At 60.5% G+C, this 19,776-nt stretch carries 13 protein-coding genes; 10 read left to right on the top strand and 3 right to left on the bottom strand.

Features of this window, described 5'->3' with window-relative positions:
* Positions 1 to 56 precede the first annotated feature (56 nt).
* The 7 genes from aspA (at position 57) to GPL81_RS22285 (ending at position 12,709) form a co-directional block, all read left to right on the top strand.
* A complete protein-coding gene (gene aspA, locus GPL81_RS22315) occupies positions 57 to 1,481 on the top strand; it encodes an aspartate ammonia-lyase (RefSeq protein ID WP_096514181.1) in 1,425 nt (474 codons plus the stop codon).
* 392 nt (positions 1,482 to 1,873) lie between these two features.
* Positions 1,874 to 3,322: an alanine/glycine:cation symporter family protein gene (locus GPL81_RS22310; protein ID WP_160108473.1), complete on the top strand. Its 1,449-nt coding sequence runs from the start codon at positions 1,874 to 1,876 to the stop codon at positions 3,320 to 3,322.
* A 141-nt stretch (positions 3,323 to 3,463) separates the two neighbouring features.
* Positions 3,464 to 4,468: an asparaginase gene (locus tag GPL81_RS22305; RefSeq protein WP_160108472.1), complete on the top strand. Its 1,005-nt coding sequence runs from the start codon at positions 3,464 to 3,466 to the stop codon at positions 4,466 to 4,468.
* 174 nt (positions 4,469 to 4,642) lie between these two features.
* On the top strand, positions 4,643 to 5,635 hold the full coding sequence (locus GPL81_RS22300) for an AraC family transcriptional regulator (RefSeq protein WP_160108471.1): 993 nt from the start codon (positions 4,643 to 4,645) through the stop codon (positions 5,633 to 5,635).
* Positions 5,636 to 5,862: 227 nt separating this feature from the next.
* Complete coding sequence (locus tag GPL81_RS22295; protein WP_160108470.1) at positions 5,863 to 6,900, top strand: histone deacetylase family protein; 1,038 nt, start codon at positions 5,863 to 5,865, stop codon at positions 6,898 to 6,900.
* Between the two features lie 5 nt (positions 6,901 to 6,905).
* Positions 6,906 to 8,006: a polyamine ABC transporter substrate-binding protein gene (locus tag GPL81_RS22290; protein WP_160108469.1), complete on the top strand. Its 1,101-nt coding sequence runs from the start codon at positions 6,906 to 6,908 to the stop codon at positions 8,004 to 8,006.
* Between the two features lie 143 nt (positions 8,007 to 8,149).
* Positions 8,150 to 12,709, top strand: coding sequence for a dermonecrotic toxin domain-containing protein (locus GPL81_RS22285; protein WP_160108468.1), 4,560 nt, complete (start codon positions 8,150 to 8,152; stop codon positions 12,707 to 12,709).
* A gap of 12 nt (positions 12,710 to 12,721) precedes the next feature.
* On the opposite strand, the gene pdxR is transcribed toward GPL81_RS22285, so the two are convergent.
* Positions 12,722 to 14,263 (bottom strand): MocR-like pyridoxine biosynthesis transcription factor PdxR, encoded by a 1,542-nt coding sequence (gene pdxR / locus GPL81_RS22280; protein WP_160108467.1) that lies wholly within the window; start codon positions 14,261 to 14,263, stop codon positions 12,722 to 12,724.
* 92 nt (positions 14,264 to 14,355) lie between these two features.
* Between pdxR and GPL81_RS22275 the strand changes: the two genes are divergently transcribed.
* The 3 genes from GPL81_RS22275 to GPL81_RS22265 are packed head-to-tail and all read left to right on the top strand — an operon-like array spanning position 14,356 to position 16,124.
* Positions 14,356 to 14,979 (top strand): FMN-binding negative transcriptional regulator, encoded by a 624-nt coding sequence (locus GPL81_RS22275; RefSeq protein ID WP_160108466.1) that lies wholly within the window; start codon positions 14,356 to 14,358, stop codon positions 14,977 to 14,979.
* 9 nt (positions 14,980 to 14,988) lie between these two features.
* A complete protein-coding gene (locus tag GPL81_RS22270; protein WP_160108465.1) occupies positions 14,989 to 15,435 on the top strand; it encodes a GNAT family N-acetyltransferase in 447 nt (148 codons plus the stop codon).
* 17 nt (positions 15,436 to 15,452) lie between these two features.
* Complete coding sequence (locus GPL81_RS22265; protein WP_160108464.1) at positions 15,453 to 16,124, top strand: GNAT family N-acetyltransferase; 672 nt, start codon at positions 15,453 to 15,455, stop codon at positions 16,122 to 16,124.
* A gap of 261 nt (positions 16,125 to 16,385) precedes the next feature.
* Here the strand turns inward: GPL81_RS22265 and oadA are convergent, their stop codons facing one another.
* Positions 16,386 to 18,194 (bottom strand): sodium-extruding oxaloacetate decarboxylase subunit alpha, encoded by a 1,809-nt coding sequence (oadA, locus tag GPL81_RS22260; protein ID WP_096514170.1) that lies wholly within the window; start codon positions 18,192 to 18,194, stop codon positions 16,386 to 16,388.
* An 11-nt stretch (positions 18,195 to 18,205) separates the two neighbouring features.
* Positions 18,206 to 19,621, bottom strand: coding sequence for an acetyl-CoA carboxylase biotin carboxylase subunit (locus GPL81_RS22255; RefSeq protein ID WP_096514169.1), 1,416 nt, complete (start codon positions 19,619 to 19,621; stop codon positions 18,206 to 18,208).
* Between the last annotated feature and the right edge of the window lie 155 nt (positions 19,622 to 19,776).

Below are 19,776 nucleotides of genomic sequence, written 5' to 3'. Positions count from 1 at the left end.
CCTAGCATTTGCAGTGTTCCGGCACAGACCGGGTCCATATCGAGATGATTTCTATCATGTCCTCCGCTGCATCATTCCGCACAGAAAAAGACCTGCTTGGCGTACTCGAAGTACCGGCTCAAGCGTATTACGGCATCCAGACCCTGCGAGCGGTGAACAACTTCCGCCTCTCCGGCGTTCCGATTTCGCATTACCCGAAGCTGGTTGTCGGCCTGGCGATGGTCAAACAAGCCGCCGCTGACGCCAACCGCGAGCTGGGTCACCTGAGCGAAGCCAAGCACGCTGCCATCAGCGAAGCCTGTGCCCGTCTGATCCGCGGCGATTTCCACGATGAGTTCGTGGTGGACATGATTCAAGGCGGCGCTGGCACTTCGACCAACATGAATGCCAACGAAGTCATCGCCAACATCGCGCTGGAGGCCATGGGTCACCAGAAGGGCGAATACCAATACCTGCACCCGAACAACGACGTGAACATGGCGCAGTCGACCAACGACGCCTACCCGACGGCCATCCGCCTGGGTCTGTTGCTGGGTCACGACGCGCTGCTGGCCAGCCTCGACAGCCTGATCCAGTCGTTCGCCGCCAAGGGTGAAGAATTCAGCCACGTCCTGAAAATGGGTCGTACCCAGCTGCAAGACGCTGTGCCGATGACCCTGGGCCAGGAATTCCGCGCTTTCGCCACCACCCTGGGCGAAGACCTGGCACGCCTCAAGACACTGGCGCCAGAGCTGCTGACCGAAGTGAACCTGGGCGGCACCGCCATCGGTACCGGCATCAACGCCGACCCGCGTTACCAGCACCTGGCCGTTCAGCGCCTGGCCACCATCAGCGGCCATCCGCTGGTACCGGCAGCCGACCTGATCGAAGCCACCTCCGACATGGGCGCCTTCGTACTGTTCTCCGGCATGCTCAAGCGCACCGCGGTCAAGCTGTCGAAGATCTGCAACGACCTGCGCCTGCTGTCCAGCGGCCCACGCACCGGCATCAACGAAATCAACCTGCCGGCGCGTCAGCCAGGCAGCTCGATCATGCCAGGCAAGGTCAACCCGGTAATCCCGGAAGCCGTGAACCAGGTAGCGTTCCAGATCATCGGCAACGACCTGGCCCTGACCATCGCGGCCGAAGGCGGCCAGCTGCAACTGAACGTGATGGAGCCGCTGATCGCCTTCAAGATCTTCGACTCGATCCGCCTGCTGCAACGCGCCATGGACATGCTGCGCGAGCACTGCATCACCGGCATCACCGCCAACGAAGAACGTTGCCGTGAACTGGTCGAGCACTCGATCGGCCTGGTGACCGCGCTGAACCCGTACATCGGCTATGAAAACGCCACCCGTATCGCCCGCATTGCTCTTGAAAGCGGCCGCGGCGTGCTGGAACTGGTGCGCGAAGAAGGCTTGCTCGACGACGCGATGCTCGCCGACATCCTGCGCCCGGAAAACATGATTGCCCCGCGTCTGGTTCCGCTTAAAGCCTGACCCGACGCGTTACTCGTAGCACCGCTCACCAGGTCGAGGGACTAGACACCTCTCACCTTTTGAGGGCTTGGAGATCACTCTCCAGGCCCTTTTTTTTAACCCTTTTTGCTGCACCGTGACCTTTGCTCCCACAAGAGCAGCAACTCGCTTCATTGAATGCACCACAATCGTGCAGACGGACGGTACTGTCATCGGTATAGTGCCGCCCCTCTTCGCGTGAGCGGTCGTCGGTAGCGAGGCCACAACCCATGCGAAACCCGAACTAATAACAAACCCGCGAAATGAAACCGGGACGAACTTCGACCCACCTGTTGTGCCGTGCGCCAACTGGTGTAACTCGATGTGTCTGCCCGGCAGCATTTGCCTACACAAAAAACAGCGAGGAATAATCCATGCTCGAAGTCATTAACGACTTCCTCTCAGGGAAAGTACTGATCGTGCTCATTGTCGGGCTCGGTAGCTACTTCACGATCCGCTCGCGTTTCGTTCAATTGCGTCACTTCTTCCATATGTTCGCGGTGTTCCGCGACAGCCTCAAAGGCAGCGCCGGGCAACTCAGCTCATTCCAGGCCCTGATGCTCAGCCTCGCCGGCCGCGTCGGTGCGGGCAACATTGCCGGTGTCGGTATCGCCGTGACCCTCGGCGGGCCCGGTGCGGTGTTCTGGATGTGGGTAACCGCGTTGGTCGGCATGTCCAGCAGCTTCTTCGAATGCTCCCTGGCTCAAGTCTACAAGCGCGCCGATGGCGACGGCCTGTACCGAGGTGGCCCGGCCTACTACATCCAGCACGGCCTGAAGCTGAAAGGCATGGCGGTGGTGTTCTCCATCCTGCTGCTGGTCACCTACGGCTTCGCCTTCATTGGCCTGCAGTCCTACACCGTGACCCACTCGCTGCAGAACGCCTTTGCCTTCGACCCACGCCACACCGGTATCGTCCTGGCGGTGCTCCTGGCCATCACCTTCATCGGCGGCATCAAGCGCATCGCCTCGGTGTCCGACCTGCTGGTACCGGTCAAGACCCTGGCCTATATCGGCGTGACCCTATACGTGATCGGTACCCAGATCGAACATGTGCCAGCCATGCTGGAAACCATCTTCAAGAGCGCCTTCGGCCTCGACCCGGCCTTCGGCGGCCTGCTCGGCAGCGCCATCGTCATGGGCGTGAAGCGTGGAGTGTTCGCCAACGAAGCGGGCCTGGGCAGTGCGCCGAACGTGGCCGCAGTGGCCGCCGTGAAGCACCCGGGCGCCCAAGGAGTGGTCCAGGCCTTCAGCGTGTTCCTCGACACTTTCGTGATCTGCACCTGCACCGCGCTGCTGATCCTTCTGTCGGGCTTCTACACCCCGGGCTTCGAGGGTGACGGCATCGTCCTTACCCAGAACTCGCTAGCCGCCGTGGTCGGTGACTGGGGCCGCATGTTCGTCAGCGTCGCTCTGTCGCTGTTCGTCTTCACCTGTATCCTCTACAACTACTACTTGGGCGAAAATAGCTTGCAGTTCCTCAGCCGCAACCGCGCCCTGCTGATGGTTTTCCGCGGCCTGGTGCTGGCGCTGGTGGTATGGGGTTCGATGCAGGACCTTTCGACCGTGTTCGCCTTCGCCGACATCACCATGACCTGCCTGGCCTTCGTCAACCTGGTGGCCCTGGCGATGCTGTTCAAGGTGGGCCTGCGCGTGATGCGTGACTACGATGATCAGCGTGCCGCCGGGATCAAGACGCCAGTGTTCGACTCGAACAAGTTCCCGGATCTGGACCTGGATCTGAAGGCCTGGCCAGCCAATCCGCCAGCCGCTGCCGCCAAGGCTGAGCTTGAAGCGCAAGGCGCACCCGCAGCGCAACGCTGATCGGTTAAAGTGCGCAAAAACCTGTAGGAGTGAGCCTGCTCGCGATAGCGGTCTATCAGCCAGCATTAATTGCGCCTGACACGCCCTCATCGCGAGCAGGCTCACTCCTACATGGGTAAGCGACCCTCTCGGAGTATCTCCATGAATTCCTCGACCTACCCCGCCGCCCAGCACGTCATGGTGCTCTACACCGGTGGCACCATCGGCATGCAAGCCAGTGCCAACGGCCTGGCCCCAGCGTCCGGTTTCGAAGCGCGTATGCGCGACTACCTGCACAGCCAGCCTGAGCTGGTGGTGCCGCAGTGGCGTTTTCGCGAAATGGCACCGCTGATCGACAGCGCCAACATGACCCCGCTGTACTGGCAGCAACTGCGTGAAGCAGTCGTCGACGCCGTCGACGTTCAGGGCTGCGACAGCGTGCTGATCCTGCATGGCACCGACACCCTGGCCTACAGCGCCGCCGCCATGAGCTTTCAACTGCTCGGGCTGCATGCCCGCGTGTGCTTCACCGGCTCGATGCTGCCGGCAGGCGTGACCGACAGCGATGCCTGGGAAAATCTCGGCGGTGCGCTGGTTGCCTTGGGCCAAGGCCTGGCGCCAGGCGTGCATCTGTACTTCCACGGCGAACGGCTGGACCCGACCCGCTGCGCGAAGGTCCGCAGTTTCGGACGGCATCCGTTCAAGCGCCTGGAGCGTCAGGGCGGTGGCGTGAAGGCCACCTCTTTGCCTGCTGCGCTGAACTACAACCAGAGCAAACAACTGGCGAATGTCGCGGTGCTGCCGCTGTTCCCCGGCATCCGCGCCGAGATCCTGGATGGCCTGCTCGACAGCGGTATTCAGGGGCTGGTGCTGGAGTGCTATGGCAGCGGCACCGGGCCGAGTGATAACCCGCAATTCCTTGCCAGCCTGGAACGGGCGCGGGACAAGGGCGTGGTGGTCGTGGCGGTTACACAGTGCCATGAAGGCGGCGTCGAGCTGGATGTGTACGAGGCCGGTAGCCGGTTGCGCGGGGTGGGCGTGTTGTCCGGTGGCGGCATGACCCGTGAGGCGGCGTTCGGGAAGTTGCATGGGTTGTTGGGAGCCGGGCTCGATGCAACCGAAGTTCGCAGTCTTGTTGAACTCGACCTCTGCGGCGAACTGAGCTGACACTACACAAAACACCTGTAGGAGCGAGCCTGCTCGCGATGAACGAGAGATCGCCGCGGGGTGTCAGGCTGCCAGCTTCATCGTTCACGACCATCGCGAGCAGGCTCGCTCCTACAGTTTATGTCTCGGCATGTAACTTGCTGTGTTCCAGCCATCCCAAGGCTGGAAGTCCCCATGCTCCACTCCCACCTCACCACCCTCAACGCCGTTTCCCTGGTGCTCAACGCATTCAAGGACAAAGGCCTGTCCAGTGAAGCCTTGTTGGCTGGCAGCGGCATCAGCACGGCAGATCTCAACCGGGCAGACACACGCATCACCACCAATCAGGAAATGCAGGTGTGCGCCAACGCCGTCGCCCTCAAGCGCGACATCGGGCTGGAACTGGGGCGGCGCATGCACGTTTCCTGCTACGGCATTCTCGGTTACGCGTTGCTCACCTGTGCCACCTTCGGTGACGCGTTACGCCTGGCGATGCGTTATCCGGCGCTGCTGGGAACACTTTTCGAACTGAGCCTGGAGGACGACGGCGAGCGCATCTGGTTCGTCGCTGACGATTATCGGGAGAGCCCGGCACTGGCGGTGTTCAACGCCGAGTTCTGTCTGGTCTCGCTGAAAGTCATCTGCGACGACCTGCTGGGGCATCCGCTGCCGCTGCTGGCCGCACGCTTCGAGCATGCCGCCCCTGATTATGAGGCGACCTATGCCGAGCACTTCGACTGCCCGCTGCATTTCGGCGCGCAGGACAACGCCTTCGCCTTCGACAAGCAGTGGCTCGATCAACCCCTGCCACTGGCCGATGTCATCACCCATCAGGCCACGGCCGAACGCTGTCGCAAGCAGAACACCGAATTCACCGGACGCCAGGCATGGCTGGGGCGGATTCGCCAGTTGCTCAGCGCGCAATTGAATGCCGCACCCGGGCTGGAGGGCCTGGCCGAGCAGATGAACTGCTCGGCGCGCACCCTGCGCCGTCACCTCAAGGACCTGGGCTGCAGCTATCAGGAGTTACTCGACGAACTGCGATTTGAGCAGGCCAAGCAGATGCTGTGTGAGGATCAACTGCCGATCTACCAGATTGCCGAAGCGCTGGGCTTCAGCGAAACCGCGAGTTTCCGCCATGCGTTCGTGCGCTGGAGCGGCGTGGCGCCGAGCCAGTTCCGCCCGTAGCACGCGCCCATCCTTGTGGGAGCAAAGCTTGCTCGCGATGCGGGCACCGCGGTGTTTCTGTTAAAACGCGGCGATGCCATCGCGAGCAAGCTTTGCTCCCACAGGGGGCGAATTTCGGTCAAATGTTTTGGCCATATCGATCCCCTTTTGGCCTTTCCTGCCGTTCTCCAAAACCGTCTGCGCCGCAAGACTGTGTTCAAACCGAATCAGCCTGCGGAGAACAAGAAATGCTGACGATTTACTCGGATGATCACCACCTGCATCACGGCCGTTGCGAATTGATCGACGGGCAACTCAAGCCTTGCTTCGAAATGCCGTCCCGCGCCGACCATGTGCTGGCACGGGTGCAACACCAGGAACTGGGTCCGGTAGAAGGTCCGAAGGATTTCGGTCTCGATCCGATTGCACGCATCCACAGCCGCGACTACCTCGACTTTTTCAAGGGCGCCTGGGCCCGCTGGACCGAGTTCAACACCGACGGTGATTTGCTGCCTTACACCTGGCCAGCCCGCACCTTGCGCCGCATCAAGCCCACCAGCCTGCATGGCGAACTCGGTTACTACAGCTTCGACGGCGGCGCGCCGATTACCGCCGGTACCTGGCAAGCGGCGTACAGCGCGGCGCAAGTGGCGTTGACCGCGCAAGCGGAAATCCAGCGTGGCGCCCGCAGCGCCTTCGCACTGTGCCGTCCACCGGGACACCACGCCGCCGGCGATTTGATGGGGGGTTACTGCTACCTCAACAACGCCGCCATCGCCGCCCAGGCGTTCCTCGATCAAGGCCACAAAAAGGTCGCGATCCTCGACGTGGACTATCACCACGGCAACGGCACCCAGTCGATTTTCTACGAGCGCAGCGACGTGCTGTTCACCTCGATCCACGGTCACCCGGAAGCCGAGTTCCCGTTCTTCCTCGGCTATGAAGACGAGTTGGGCGAAGGCGCCGGTGAAGGCTTCAATTTCAATTATCCGTTGGCCGCAGGCTCAGGCTGGGACATCTGGAGTGCAGCGCTGGAACAGGCCTGCAAAGAGATCGAAAGCTACGGAGCTGACATCATCGTCGTGTCCCTGGGCGTCGACACCTTCAAGGACGATCCGATCTCGCAATTCAAACTCGACAGCCCGGATTACCTGGCCATGGGCAAGCGCATTGCGGCCCTCGGCAAACCGACGCTGTTCGTGATGGAAGGCGGTTACGCGGTTGAAGAAATCGGCATCAATGCCGTGAACGTTCTCGAAGGTTTTGAAAGCGCCCAGGGGAAATAACAACAATGAACAGACTCAAGCGTTTTATCGCGCCAGCGCTATGCGCGGCAGTGCTTAGTGGCGCCGCACATGCCGAAGAGCGAACCTTGCGCGTCTACAACTGGTTCGACTACATCACCCCCAAGGCCCTGGAAGACTTCAAGGCGCAGAACACCCAGACCAAACTGGTCTACGACATTTTCGACACCAACGAAGCCCTCGAAGCCAAGTTGCTGACCGGCAACTCCGGCTACGACGTGGTGGTACCGTCCAACGTGTTCCTGGCCAAGCAGATCGAAGCCGGGGTGTTCCAGCCGCTGGACCGCAGCAAGTTGCCGAACTGGAATCACCTCGACCCCAAGCTGATGAAGCTGATCGAGGCCAACGACCCGGGCAACAAATTCGCCGTGCCCTACATGTATGGCACCATCCTGATCGGCTTCAACCCGGACAAGGTCAAAGCCGCGCTGGGTGCCGATGCTCCGGTGGATAGCTGGGATCTGATCTTCAAGGAAGAGAACATCAGCAAGCTCAAGCAGTGCGGCGTCGCCCTGCTCGACTCGCCGTCGGAGATCCTGCCACTGGCCTTGCAACACCTTGGCCTGGACCCCAACAGCAAGAAGCCTGCGGACTACGACAAGGCAGAAGCGCTGTTGATGAAGATCCGCCCGCACGTCACCTATTTCCACTCCTCCAAATACATGGCTGACATCGCCAACGGCGATATCTGCGTCGCCGTTGGCTATTCCGGCAGCTTCTCCCAGGCCGCCAACCGTGCCAAGGAAGCCAAGAATGGTGTAATCGTCGACATGCGCCTGCCCAAGGAAGGCGCGCCGATCTGGTTCGATATGCTCTCGATTCCAAAAGGCGCGAAGAACCCGGAAGACGCCTACACCTTCATCAACTATTTGCTGCAACCGCAAGTGATTGCGCCGGTCAGCGACTTCGTGGGCTATCCGAACCCGAACAAGGACGCGACAGAGCTGGTCGATCCTGCGATCCGCAACAACCCGAACCTGTACCCGACCGAAACGGCGATGGGCACGCTCTATACCCTGCAACCGCTGCCGCGGGATGCCGAACGCGCGCGGACCCGGGCCTGGACCAAGATCAAGTCCGGTACCTGAAGCGCCGACAGTTTCATGACCCGCACACGCGGGTCTTTTTTTGCCCGCAATATTTATCTACCGCCTCGCGCGATGACCCGCTCTCTACCTTGCCCTGATCCGGCGTGCCTTTCGTGCGCCCCATGCTCAGACAAGGATTGCCCATGCTTGAAACTTCCCCACCCAGTGCCGTCGATGTGCTGACCCAATTGGTGACCGGTCCTTCATTGCAGGATGTCGCTTCGAAGGTACTGCGCCCGGCGCTCAAAATCCTGTACCCCAGCCTGGACCTCGATCCACAACTGTCCATCCTGGTGACCCCCACCTGGCAAGTCGAAAATGACCGTGTCATCCCCGGCCAGAGCCAATACGAATCACTCACCGATGTTCTGGTGCGCCTCGGTCTGTCCGGCACCCACGTGACCTGGATGGATGGCGAACACTTCCTGACCCGGCACCCGGAAATCGAAAGGCCGGTTCAACTGCCGGTGAAAGTCGACACGCTCGGAGCCCTGATCAATGAACTCGCGCCACTGCTGTTCGCGGCCTATCGGGAACAACAGATCGACTACTGGAACGAGTCCATCCCTCCCGCTCAGCCGCGCTGGTATCAGTTATCTGACGCCTTGCGCAGCCTGTGGAACTTCAACGATTCGGTTGACCTGGACGCAGATCAACGAGCCATGGCCCTCGCTGTTTTCACCTCCCCCGACAAATTGCAGCGACATCCCACCGACCCATACAAGACCCGAGCCTGCCTGATCGATGTCGATCAAGGCGATGGTGCAGACCGTAAGCACCTCAATGTGCTCGACATGGCCGTGCTGATGGGATCCCTGGCGGAACGTACTCTGATCGTCACCTATTCGCTGAGCAGGGGTTTCCAGAGTTTCGACTCGCTTGACGCCTTGGGCCTGGCACTGGGGGACGCCTATGCAAAAAACGCTGGCCAGGGGACGTTGAACTGGCGGCTTTTCGAACCCGAGGGCAACTTCTTCGACCAACAGGCCTGCACGCTCATCGCGTTGGAAGCGGACGTCATCGGTTCGATCAGTTTTTTCCCGTCCTCGGCCGAAACAGACTTCTACCCATACGTTGGAACGGTCGGCAATCCCTCAGAACCCCCTCCTCGACTCCAATCCCGATTCGATAGCTTGCGCCCCTTGCTGCCACCTTGGCTGGACAAGGCAACCGCCGCCGACCAGACCTGCTACAGCCGACACTTGCTGGATCTGGTGGTGATACAGCATCAAAACGCCGGGAAGACATTTCAGGGCGAAGTCCCCGATATCCACGCATTCGCGCTGGACGCTCTCACTAAACAGATACTCAAGGACCACCCGCAAGCGGGCGACGTGAAGGTCGACAACATCGAGATCAGCATCACCAGCCTGGTGGTCTGGGGTACCTTCGTGTTACCGGGCAATACTGAAACCCTGACGCTATCGCTCACCGAGCTCGCGCTGCAGAACCTCTCGGGACTGCCATTGGGTAACAGAATGGTGAGCCATAAGGACGGCACCCCGGTGCCTGACTGGATGAGTGTGAGTTACATGGAAAAGCTGGTGAACACCGTCGATATCGGTGCGACCTATCCGGCGATGCTGAAACAGAAACTGGTCGACGACGCAACCCGGGCCCTCGACCTGCAACAGCTCTACACCCGCCAACTGTCCGTGGAGCTGCCGTTGCTGGCGCTGCAACACAAGATACGCGGCGAAGCGCAACTGGAAGAGCAAGGCTACCGCTATGTCATCGCAGCGATCGCCGCTCGTGCAGCGGATCGACAGGTAGACGGGCAAGACATCGTGATTCGTCCGCTGGCGTTCACCCGCAACAACGCTGCACCCGACGAGGTCGCCAACATGTTCGTCATCGGCCCGCGCCAGACAGACAAGGGCCCTTGCCTGCTCTATCGACCGTTGCTCGACCCGCCTCTGATTCAATTCCCCAGCCAGACCAATTTGCTGTATGCGATCAATCATTCCCGCACCATCAGGGAGTCGGTATTGGCCTGGTTGCCAGACGCAGTCCGCTTCAACTATGCCCAGTATGTCTTTCCTGCAAAGCTGCCTTCGGTGTGGACGGTGCCGCAGTTGTTGGTCGATCCAACGGCCGCCCTCGACCTGTCCGGGTCCGTTGCGCTCGGAACACGGGTGATTGAAACGGACGTACTGGAAACACTGTTCAAGGCGAATGTGCAAGCCATGATCACCCAGGCAGACCGTCAATCAGTGTCCAATGCCGAGGCGCGTTGGGCGTCCCTCAAACGGGGTGGCTGGATGATTTTCAATGCGGCCTTACCGTTTCTGGGGCGTAGTGTGGGCACCGCTGCCTGGATCTGGCAGATCATGGATGACTTGCAGGATTTGAGTGACAGCGCCAATGAGGATCATGCCCGCATCGACTGGACGGCCATCGCCGATATCCTGTTGGCCCTGGGCATGGCACTCGCCCATCGGGCGGCTACCGGCAGCAGACCGCCACGGGAATCGACAGCGCCCCCCGAACACCCACGCCCGCTTCCCGCCAAGCCAGCCCCCAAGGAGATCAAGGTGCTGCAATTGCCGGATATCAGCGGCACCACACTTCCTGCGACCCATGAAATTTCGCTCAATGCCTTCGGCGCCCTGAACCGCTCGCGTCCGAGCCTGGGTTCGCTTCTCGATAGCCTCCAAATCCGTAAACCGGAAGGGCTTGGTAATCCGCAAGGCACAGGCCCTCACCAGCACCTCTATGCTCACGGGCAGAAATGGTGCGCGAAGGTGGGTGAGCGCTGGTTCGAAGTGATGCTCAATGACGAAGAACAGGTGCAGATCATCGACTCGCGTCAGCAATCCCCGCGCACCGGACCGCTACTGACTCACAACGCCAGCGGCCAGTGGTTTGTCGACCTGCGATTACGTTTGCGCGGTGGCGGCCTGCGCAACCGGCGAAAAAAACTGCAACAGGAAAACCAGGCACAACTGAGTCAGAAAAAAGCGGCGCTCGCTGCCTTCGATGCCACCTTGCAGGCCAAGCGGACACAACTACAGGGTGCCCGCAAAGCCATGCTCGAAGCTTCTGCCGAGACTCGCACAAGTGCACGCCAGACGTTCCTCGATACGCTGGATCAGCAGGTCGGGGAGTATGGCGTCCACATTCAGGAGCTCAAGGCGTTGAACACGCTGGAACCGGTGCCCAATTACCGCACCGCAATGCTCGACCGGTTATCGTTGCAGCTGTTTCTGATGCAATCCTGGCTCGATGAACAATCGTCGGAGTTTCGCAGCAGTCTGTCCACGACCCTGGCGTTGCTCGATGAGGAAACTCCAGCGCCGTCAGCGGAGCGTGCCGGGCCATTTGAAAGAATGACCGATCTGACCCAGGGAATGATCGACAAGGTCGAACTCGCCCGTACACGCTTCGAAGAACTCAGCTTGCTCGGCAGAGAGGCCGTCGAGGTCAGTCGCGTCTACAAGGCAAAACTCCCACCCTTTGCGCTCGATGACCTAAAACTGCTGCAAATCACCCTGGCACAGGAGTTGTGCCTCAAGGCCGGTCCGGAGGAAACCCTGGCTGACGCTCGTCTCGCCCTGGAAAACCTGATCGAGGACACCGCCTTGAATATCCAGAGTGCCCTTGACCTGAGTACTGATGAAAGCCTGAAAGATCTCGGTGAGCGAATTGAAACGATGAGCAACCTGGCCGAGCAGTTCACGGTCATCGACCAACGTTTTCTCGATCTCGTCAACGAATACCCGGAGCACATCGTGACAGAGCGCGTTGAGCAGGTACGTGCTCGTATGGCCGGGTTCAGCAAGGACACGGTGAACCAGCTGGCGAATTTGCTGCGCGAGAAACGACTGGTCGACCCCCTGCCCGGACCGTCCAGACCGTTAACGCCCCCGTCCAGAAAGGTCATCAAAACCCGGTTCAAAGGCACGCTGGTTGGCAAAACACGAAAGGACACCACAGGGCAGCCAACCGACCTGGTCGATGTGACGTCGCCGCTGACCGGCAAGGTCATCGCCACCTTCCACGAAAAAACGCCGGGGGTCTGGCTGGAAAGAGTCGCTCGCCGGGAGCCACCCACTCAGGCTAAACCTGACCTGGCCAAAAGCATTGAAAACGGTCAGGCATTGCTCGATGGCGTGGCAGCCTTTCAGCGGCGCACCGAGGCCCACGTCAACCGGGCACCACGCATTCCGATAGAGATTGAGGAGCTCTACCACCAGCATGCCGCACGCCTGCGCGATGCCATGGATGCAATCGATCATGCGTTGACCGCGAGCAACCTCACCAACGAGGGTGCGGCCAGCCTCCTGAACAAAAATCTCGACACTGCCGCCACCGCACTCTATGAAAAAGGCAGCAGCACCCGCATTCAGTTGATCAAACAGCAGCCTCCAACGGCGGCCAGGGTCGAATGGCTCAAGGGCAAAGGCGAAGTCGAGATCTCAAAAACCGCTGCTCGACGCCGACTCAAGGGACCTAACAAAGACTATCTGGACGAGTACGAGGTGCTCGATCACAAAACCCGCAAGGTGCTGTGGTATGCCCACTTTCACTACACCAATGTCGCCGATCCGGTGGCGTCATTCACCGCCGCACATTTGAAGACAGTCGAACAACGACGTTTGGGTGGATCATTCGATTTTCGCGACAAGAGCAATCAGGAACTCGTTGCCATTTACCGCAGTGAAATCAGCCGTACGCTGGCCGCGCCACTGTTCTTTACGTAACCCGCGGGGCGCTCACACCCGCCAGACTTCCCGCAAGCGTGCCAGTGCCAACTCGATCGCCGGCTCTGGCACCGCGGCGAAACCCAGCACCAGCCCGGCACGCTGATCGATTGGCACTGTCGAGTCCGGCAGCCAGTAACTGCTCAGGCCGTTGATTTCCACGTCCACTCCAGCGGCTTGCTCGATTAACTGTCGTTCCCGGGCCAGGTTGTCCACCGCAACTGCCAGGTGCAACCCGGCCGAAACCGCAGGCAGGCTGCCGACGCCCGCCACCCCTTGCGGCCAGCCGTTGAGCAACGTATTGCGACGACTGAGGGCGGCCCGGCGCATCCGCCGGATGTGCCGCTGAAAATGCCCGGCGGCCATGAACTCGGCCATGACCGCCTGGGTGCTCACCTCCGAGTGCCGGACATCCACCGCCCGGCGTTGCGAAAATGCGTCCACCAACCCCGGCGGCAACACCAGATAACCCAGACGCAACGCCGGAAAGGCGACTTTGCCAAAAGTGCCGACATACAGCACCCGCCCCTGCCGATCGAGTGCCGCCAAAGGCGCCAGGGGCGCACCGGTGTAACGGTACTCGCCATCGTAGTCGTCCTCGACAATCCAACCCTGGGTGCGTTCGGCCCAGGCCAGCAGTTCCAGGCGCCGGGCCAGGCTCATGACCACCCCGGTCGGGTACTGATGCGACGGTGTGACGTAGGCCACGCGGCAATCGCCGGATGCCGCCAATGCCGCGCAATCCATGCCCTCCGCGTCCACCGGTACACCCTGCAAACGACCACCCGCTACCGCGAACGCATGTCCGGCCGCACGATACCCGGGATTCTCGACGCCCACGCCATCGCCGGGCTCCACCAGCAACTGTGCACAAAGGCTGATTCCCTGCTGCGCACCACTGGTGATCACAATTTGTTCAGCCGTGCATTGCATGCCCCGCGAGCTGCGCAAATACGCAGCAATCAGACTGCGCAGGCGCGCATCACCGGCCGGGTCGCCGTAACACAGTTGCTGCATATCCGGTTTGCGCCAGAAAGCCGCGTTGAGCTTGGCCCAAACGTCGAAGGGAAACAGATCGAAGGCCGGAACACCCACCCGAAAAGCCCTCGGTGGCCCGCTTGGGGGTCGGGGCAAATGGTTGTTTTCCAGGCGCTGCAACGCACCACTGTGGATAACTTTACTGGATGAAACACCAGGTAAGTCAGCCGATTTTGTGGATAAGGCTGTGGGTAAGCCTGTTGAAAAGCCTGTGGATACTTTTGTGGATAATTTTTTTGCCTGAGGTAACTGCGCTACATAAGTGCCATCGCCGACCCGCCCTTCGATGAAGCCTTCGGCGTAGAGCTGATCGTAGGCACGCACCACACTGTTACGGGAGATCGCCAGTGCCGCCGCCAGGTCCCGACTGGCGGGCAGCCGCGTGCCGCTGGCGAGTCGCCCATCAAGTACGCGCATGCGCAACGCCTGATAGAGCTGGCGGCTCAAACCTTTACGGCGATCAAGCTCGATACCGGCCGGGTTGAATGGCAACGACAGTGTGGACGAGTCCGACATGGTAATGGACCTATAAAATTGCTCATTAATGGCTCTTACAACAGACCAATAGCCTGCCTAGTATGCAGGCATTCGCCAAGGAAATTTTCGCCATGTACACGCCCCGCGCTTTCGCCATCGATGAGCTGTCCCAGTTGCACGAACTGATTCTCGCCACCCGCCTCGCCATCTTGGTGACCCACGGCGAACACGGTTTGCAAGCCAGCCATGTGCCCGTGCTGCTTCATCGCGAACAAGGTCCGAACGGCACGCTGTACGGGCACCTGGCCAAGGCCAATCCACAGTGGAAAGACCTGCGCGACGGCGCCGAGGCCCTGCTGATTTTTTCCGGTGCCGATGCCTACGTCAGCCCGGGCTTTTACCCGAGCAAGGCCGAGCACGGCAAAGTCGTCCCGACCTGGAACTACGTCGCGGTACACGCCTATGGCCGTGCCGAAACATTCAGCGATGGCGGACGGCTGCTCGACATCGTCAGCACCCTGACCGATCGCCATGAGAGCGGCCGTGCCCAGCCCTGGAAGGTCGCCGATGCCCCCGCCGATTACATCGACGGCATGCTCAAGGCCATCGTCGGTTTTGCCGTGCCCATCGAACGCCTGGAGGGCAAGCGCAAGCTCAGCCAGAACCGTAGTCCCGCCGACATCGCCGGCGTGCGCGAAGGGTTGGCCGCCAGCCCCGATGTGCACGACCAGACGCTTGCCCAATTGATGCGTTAAGGAATGAACATGAGTCAGATCGAGATTCGCCCGGTCAGCGCCGACGACCACCCCGCCTGGCTGCCGCTGTGGCAGGCTTACCTGCGCTTCTACAACACCGAACTGCCCGAGGCTGTGACTGACAGCACCTGGCAGCGCATGCTCGACCCGAACGAGCCGACTCACGCCGCGCTGGCCTGGGCCGACGGCAAAGCAGTGGGCATGGTGCATTTCATCTACCATCGTTCGAACTGGGCCATCGAAAATTCCTGCTACCTGCAAGACCTGCTGGTGGCGCCCGAAACCCGCGGCACCGGCGTCGGCCGCAAGCTGATCGAATTCGTCTACAGCACCGCCAAGGCTGACGGTTGCAACAAGGTCCACTGGCTGACCCACGAAACCAACGCCACCGCGATCCAGCTCTACGAGCGCATCGCCGAGCGTCCCGGTTTCATTCAGTTTCGCAAGGCCATCTAAGGTTCAAGGAGAACAACATGTCGACTTCACTCGCGGACTGGAAAGGTGTTCCGGCGCCAACGGTCCAAACCATCGAAGGGCGTTTCATCCGCCTGGAAAAACTCGACCCGGCGCGCCATGGCGACGGCTTGTTCAAAGCCCTGCAAGGCCCCGGTGCCGACCCGAAGCTCTGGGATTATTTGCCATACGGCCCGTTCCCGGAACGCAGTGCCTTCAATGACTGGCTGAACAACCATGCCGCTAACAGTGACCCTTACTTCTTCAGCGTGATCGACCGCGCGAGCGGCGACGTGCAAGGCATCCTCAGCCTGATGTCCATCGTCCCGGCCCAGGGCCGCATCGAAATCGGCCACGTCACCTTCGGCGCCCCCATGCAGCGATCACCGAAAAGCACCGAGGCGATTTACCTGCTGGCCAGGGAATCCTTCGCCCTCGGCTACCGTCGCCTGGAGTGGAAGTGCAACAACGGCAACGGCCGCTCCAAATATGCGGCCGAGCGTTTGGGATTCAGTTTTGAGGGCGTGTTTCGCCAGCACATGGTGGTCAAGGGCCAGAACCGGGATACGGCGTGGTATTCGATTCTGGATTCGGAATGGCCGGCGATTGGGGCGGGGTTTGAGAAGTGGTTGAGTGATGAGAACCAGACGGGGTCGGGGCAGGTGAAAACGCTTGCCGAGTGCCGCGGCTGATCATCAGTGCCTGGACGTACGCTTTCGCGGACAAGCCTCGCTCCCACAGGTTTTTTGGTGTTCACACAATCTGTGCTTCCCCCGAAACCTTGTGGGAGCGAGCCTGCTCGCGAAGCGGTATTCCATTCACCAACTGCGCCGGCTGACACTCCGTCATCGTGAGCAGGCTCGCTACCACATGGGTTCGGCGTTTTCTCGGAGCAAAAAAAAGGGGAGCACATGCCCCCCCGAGGTTTAAAGCGTTGTGTCGAGGCTGTTATCTCAGCCTTCGATCTCGATCAGGATTTCGCCCGGATTCACCCGGTCGCCCTTGGCCACGTGGATGGCGGTGACCTTACCGGCAATGGCGGCCTGGACTTCGGTTTCCATCTTCATCGCTTCGGTGATCAGCACGGCCTGGCCCGCCTTGACGGTGTCGCCTTCCTTGACCAGCACATCGACGATGTTGCCCGGCATGGTAGTGCTGACGTGACCCGGTGCCGTGGCTTGCTTGCGCTTGCTGCTGCCACCGCTGACGAATTCATTGAGCGGTTCGAACACCACTTCTTCCGGCATGCCGTCGATGGACAGATAGAAGTGGCGCTTGCCTTCAGACTTGACGCCCACACCGGTGATGTCGACGCGGTAGGTTTCGCCGTGCACGTCGATGACGAACTCGGTCGGAACGCCTTCGCCGCCTGCCGAGGCGACGCCGCCGGCTTCAGGAATCGGCAACAACACTTCCGGTGTCAGAGTGCCCGCAGCGCGTTCTTCGAGGAATTTGCGACCGATGTCCGGGAACATGGCGTAGGTCAGCACATCCTCTTCAGATTTGGCCAAGGCACCGACGTCGGCGCGCAACTTGGCCATTTCCGGCTTGAGCAGGTCGGCCGGACGGACGTCGATCACTTCTTCGCTGCCAATGGCCTGGCGACGCAGCTGCTCGTTCACAGTACCCGGCGCCTTGCCGTAGCCGCCTTGCAGGTACAGCTTCACTTCGTTGGTGATGGTCTTGTAGCGCTCGCCGGCTAGCACGTTGAAGAACGCCTGGGTACCGACGATCTGCGAGGTCGGGGTCACCAGCGGCGGGAAGCCAAGGTCTTCGCGAACGCGAGGGATCTCTGCCAGTACTTCGCCCATGCGGTTCAGGGCGCCCTGCTCTTTCAACTGGTTAGCCAGGTTGGAAATCATGCCGCCCGGTACCTGGTTGACCTGTACGCGGGTGTCGACGGCGGTAAACTCACTTTCGAACTGGTGGTACTTCTTGCGCACGGCGTAGAAGTACAGGCCGATTTCCTGCAGCAGTTCCAGGTTCAGGCCGGTGTCGAACTCGGTGCCTTTAAGGGCCGCGACCATCGACTCGGTGCCTGGGTGGCTGGTACCGGAAGCGAAGCTGGAGATCGCGGTGTCGATGTGGTCGGCACCATTTTCGATGGCCTTGAGTTGGCACATCGCGGCCAGACCAGCGGTGTCGTGGGAGTGGATGAACACGGGCAGCGACTGCTCGGCTTTCAATGCCCGGACCAGTTCGCCAGTGGCGTACGGGGTCAGCAGACCGGCCATGTCCTTGATCGCCACGGAGTCGCAACCCATGGCTTCCATTTGCTTGGCCTGGGCCACGAAGGCATCAATGGTGTGCACCGGGCTGGTGGTGTAAGCGATGGTGCCTTGAGCATGCTTGCCCGCCGCTTTCACCGCCTCGATGGCCACACGCAGGTTACGCACATCGTTCATGGCGTCGAAGATGCGGAACACGTCGATACCGTTGACGGCAGCCTTGGCGACGAAAGCCTTGACCACGTCGTCGCTGTAATGGCGGTAGCCCAGCAGGTTCTGGCCACGCAGGAGCATTTGCAGACGGGTATTAGGCAGCGCGGCACGCAGTTGGCGCAGACGCTCCCACGGGTCTTCTTTCAGGAAGCGTACGCAGGCGTCGAACGTCGCGCCGCCCCAGCACTCCAGCGACCAGTAGCCGACTTTGTCGAGCTTGTCGCAGATCGGCAGCATGTCTTCGGTGCGCATGCGGGTCGCGAGCAGCGATTGGTGGGCGTCGCGCAGGATGGTGTCGGTGACATGGATTTTCTTGGACATTGTTCTATTCCTCACAGGCCTGCGTGGGCGGCGATGGCGGCGGCGATGGCCAGGGCCAGCTCTTCGGGTTTGCGCTTGATCGAGTAGTTGGTCAGTTCAGGGTGGCTTTCAACGAAGCTGGTGTTGAACTGGCCGCTACGGAATTCCGGGTTGCGCAGGATTTCCTGATAGTAGGCGGCGGTGGTCTTGACCCCTTGCAGACGCATGTCATCCAGGGCTCGCAAACCACGGTCCATCGCCTCTTCCCAGGTCAGCGCCCACACCACCAGTTTCAGGCACATGGAATCGTAGAACGGCGGAATGGTGTAACCGGTGTAGATCGCCGTGTCGGTACGTACGCCGGGACCGCCGGGTGCGTAGTAACGGGTGATCTTGCCGAAGCTCGGCAGGAAGTTGTTTTTCGGGTCTTCGGCGTTGATCCGGAATTGCAGGGCGAAACCACGGTGTTGGATGTCTTCCTGCTTCACCGAAAGCGGCAGGCCGGAGGCAATGCGAATCTGCTCGCGGACAATGTCGATGCCGGTGATTTCTTCGGTGATGGTGTGTTCCACCTGCACCCGGGTGTTCATCTCCATGAAGTACACCTCGCCCTCGGCGAGCAGGAACTCCACGGTGCCGGCGTTTTCGTAACCCACGGCCTTGGCTGCACGCACCGACAGATCGCCGATGTAGGCGCGCTGCTCAGGGGTCAGCTGCGGGCTCGGGGCGATCTCGATCAGCTTCTGGTTGCGGCGCTGGATCGAGCAGTCACGCTCGAACAGGTGCACCACGTTGCCAAAGCTGTCACCGAGAATCTGCGCTTCAATGTGCTTGGGATTGACGATGCATTTTTCCAGGAACACTTCCGCGGAACCGAAAGCCTTGGTGGCTTCGGAGATCACCCGCGGGAAAGCCTGTTCAAGTTCTTCACGGCTGTTGCAGCGACGAATGCCGCGACCGCCGCCACCGGAAGTGGCTTTGAGCATCACCGGGTAACCGATGCGATCGCCTTCGGTCAGGGCTTCTTCGATGCCCGAGACGTTGCCTTCAGTGCCTGGTGTAACCGGCACGCCCGCCTTGATCATGCTGCGGCGCGCTTCGGTCTTGTCGCCCATGCGGCGAATGACTTCAGCCGATGGACCGATGAATTTGATACCACGCTCGGCGCAGATGTCCGCCAGCTCCGCGTTTTCCGAAAGGAAACCATAACCGGGGTGCAAGGCATCACAGCCGGTTTCCACCGCCAGGTTCACCAGCTTGCGCGGGTTCAGGTAACCGGCCAGTGGTTCGGCACCAATGCTGTGGGCCTCGTCCGCACGCTTCACGTGCAGGGCATGACGGTCGGCGTCGGAATAGATCGCGACCGAGCGAATGCCCATTTCGGCGCAGGCACGTACGATTCGTACGGCAATCTCACCACGGTTGGCGATCAGGATCTTTGTTATCACTTGGAAATTCCCTTGAGCCGGTGGTACCCACGACCTGCTAGACCAGGTCGACGCGTGACCAAATGTTTCAATTTGGTCGCAGAGCCACACTAGCGCCCGCAAGGGATTAACAAAAATGAATAATAATTGGGTCACGCATAAGTAAAGACTTATAG

The sequence above is a fragment of the Pseudomonas izuensis genome (genome assembly GCF_009861505.1).
Taxonomy (GTDB): domain Bacteria; phylum Pseudomonadota; class Gammaproteobacteria; order Pseudomonadales; family Pseudomonadaceae; genus Aquipseudomonas; species Aquipseudomonas izuensis.
This window is presented reverse-complemented; position numbering and strand designations above follow the sequence as displayed.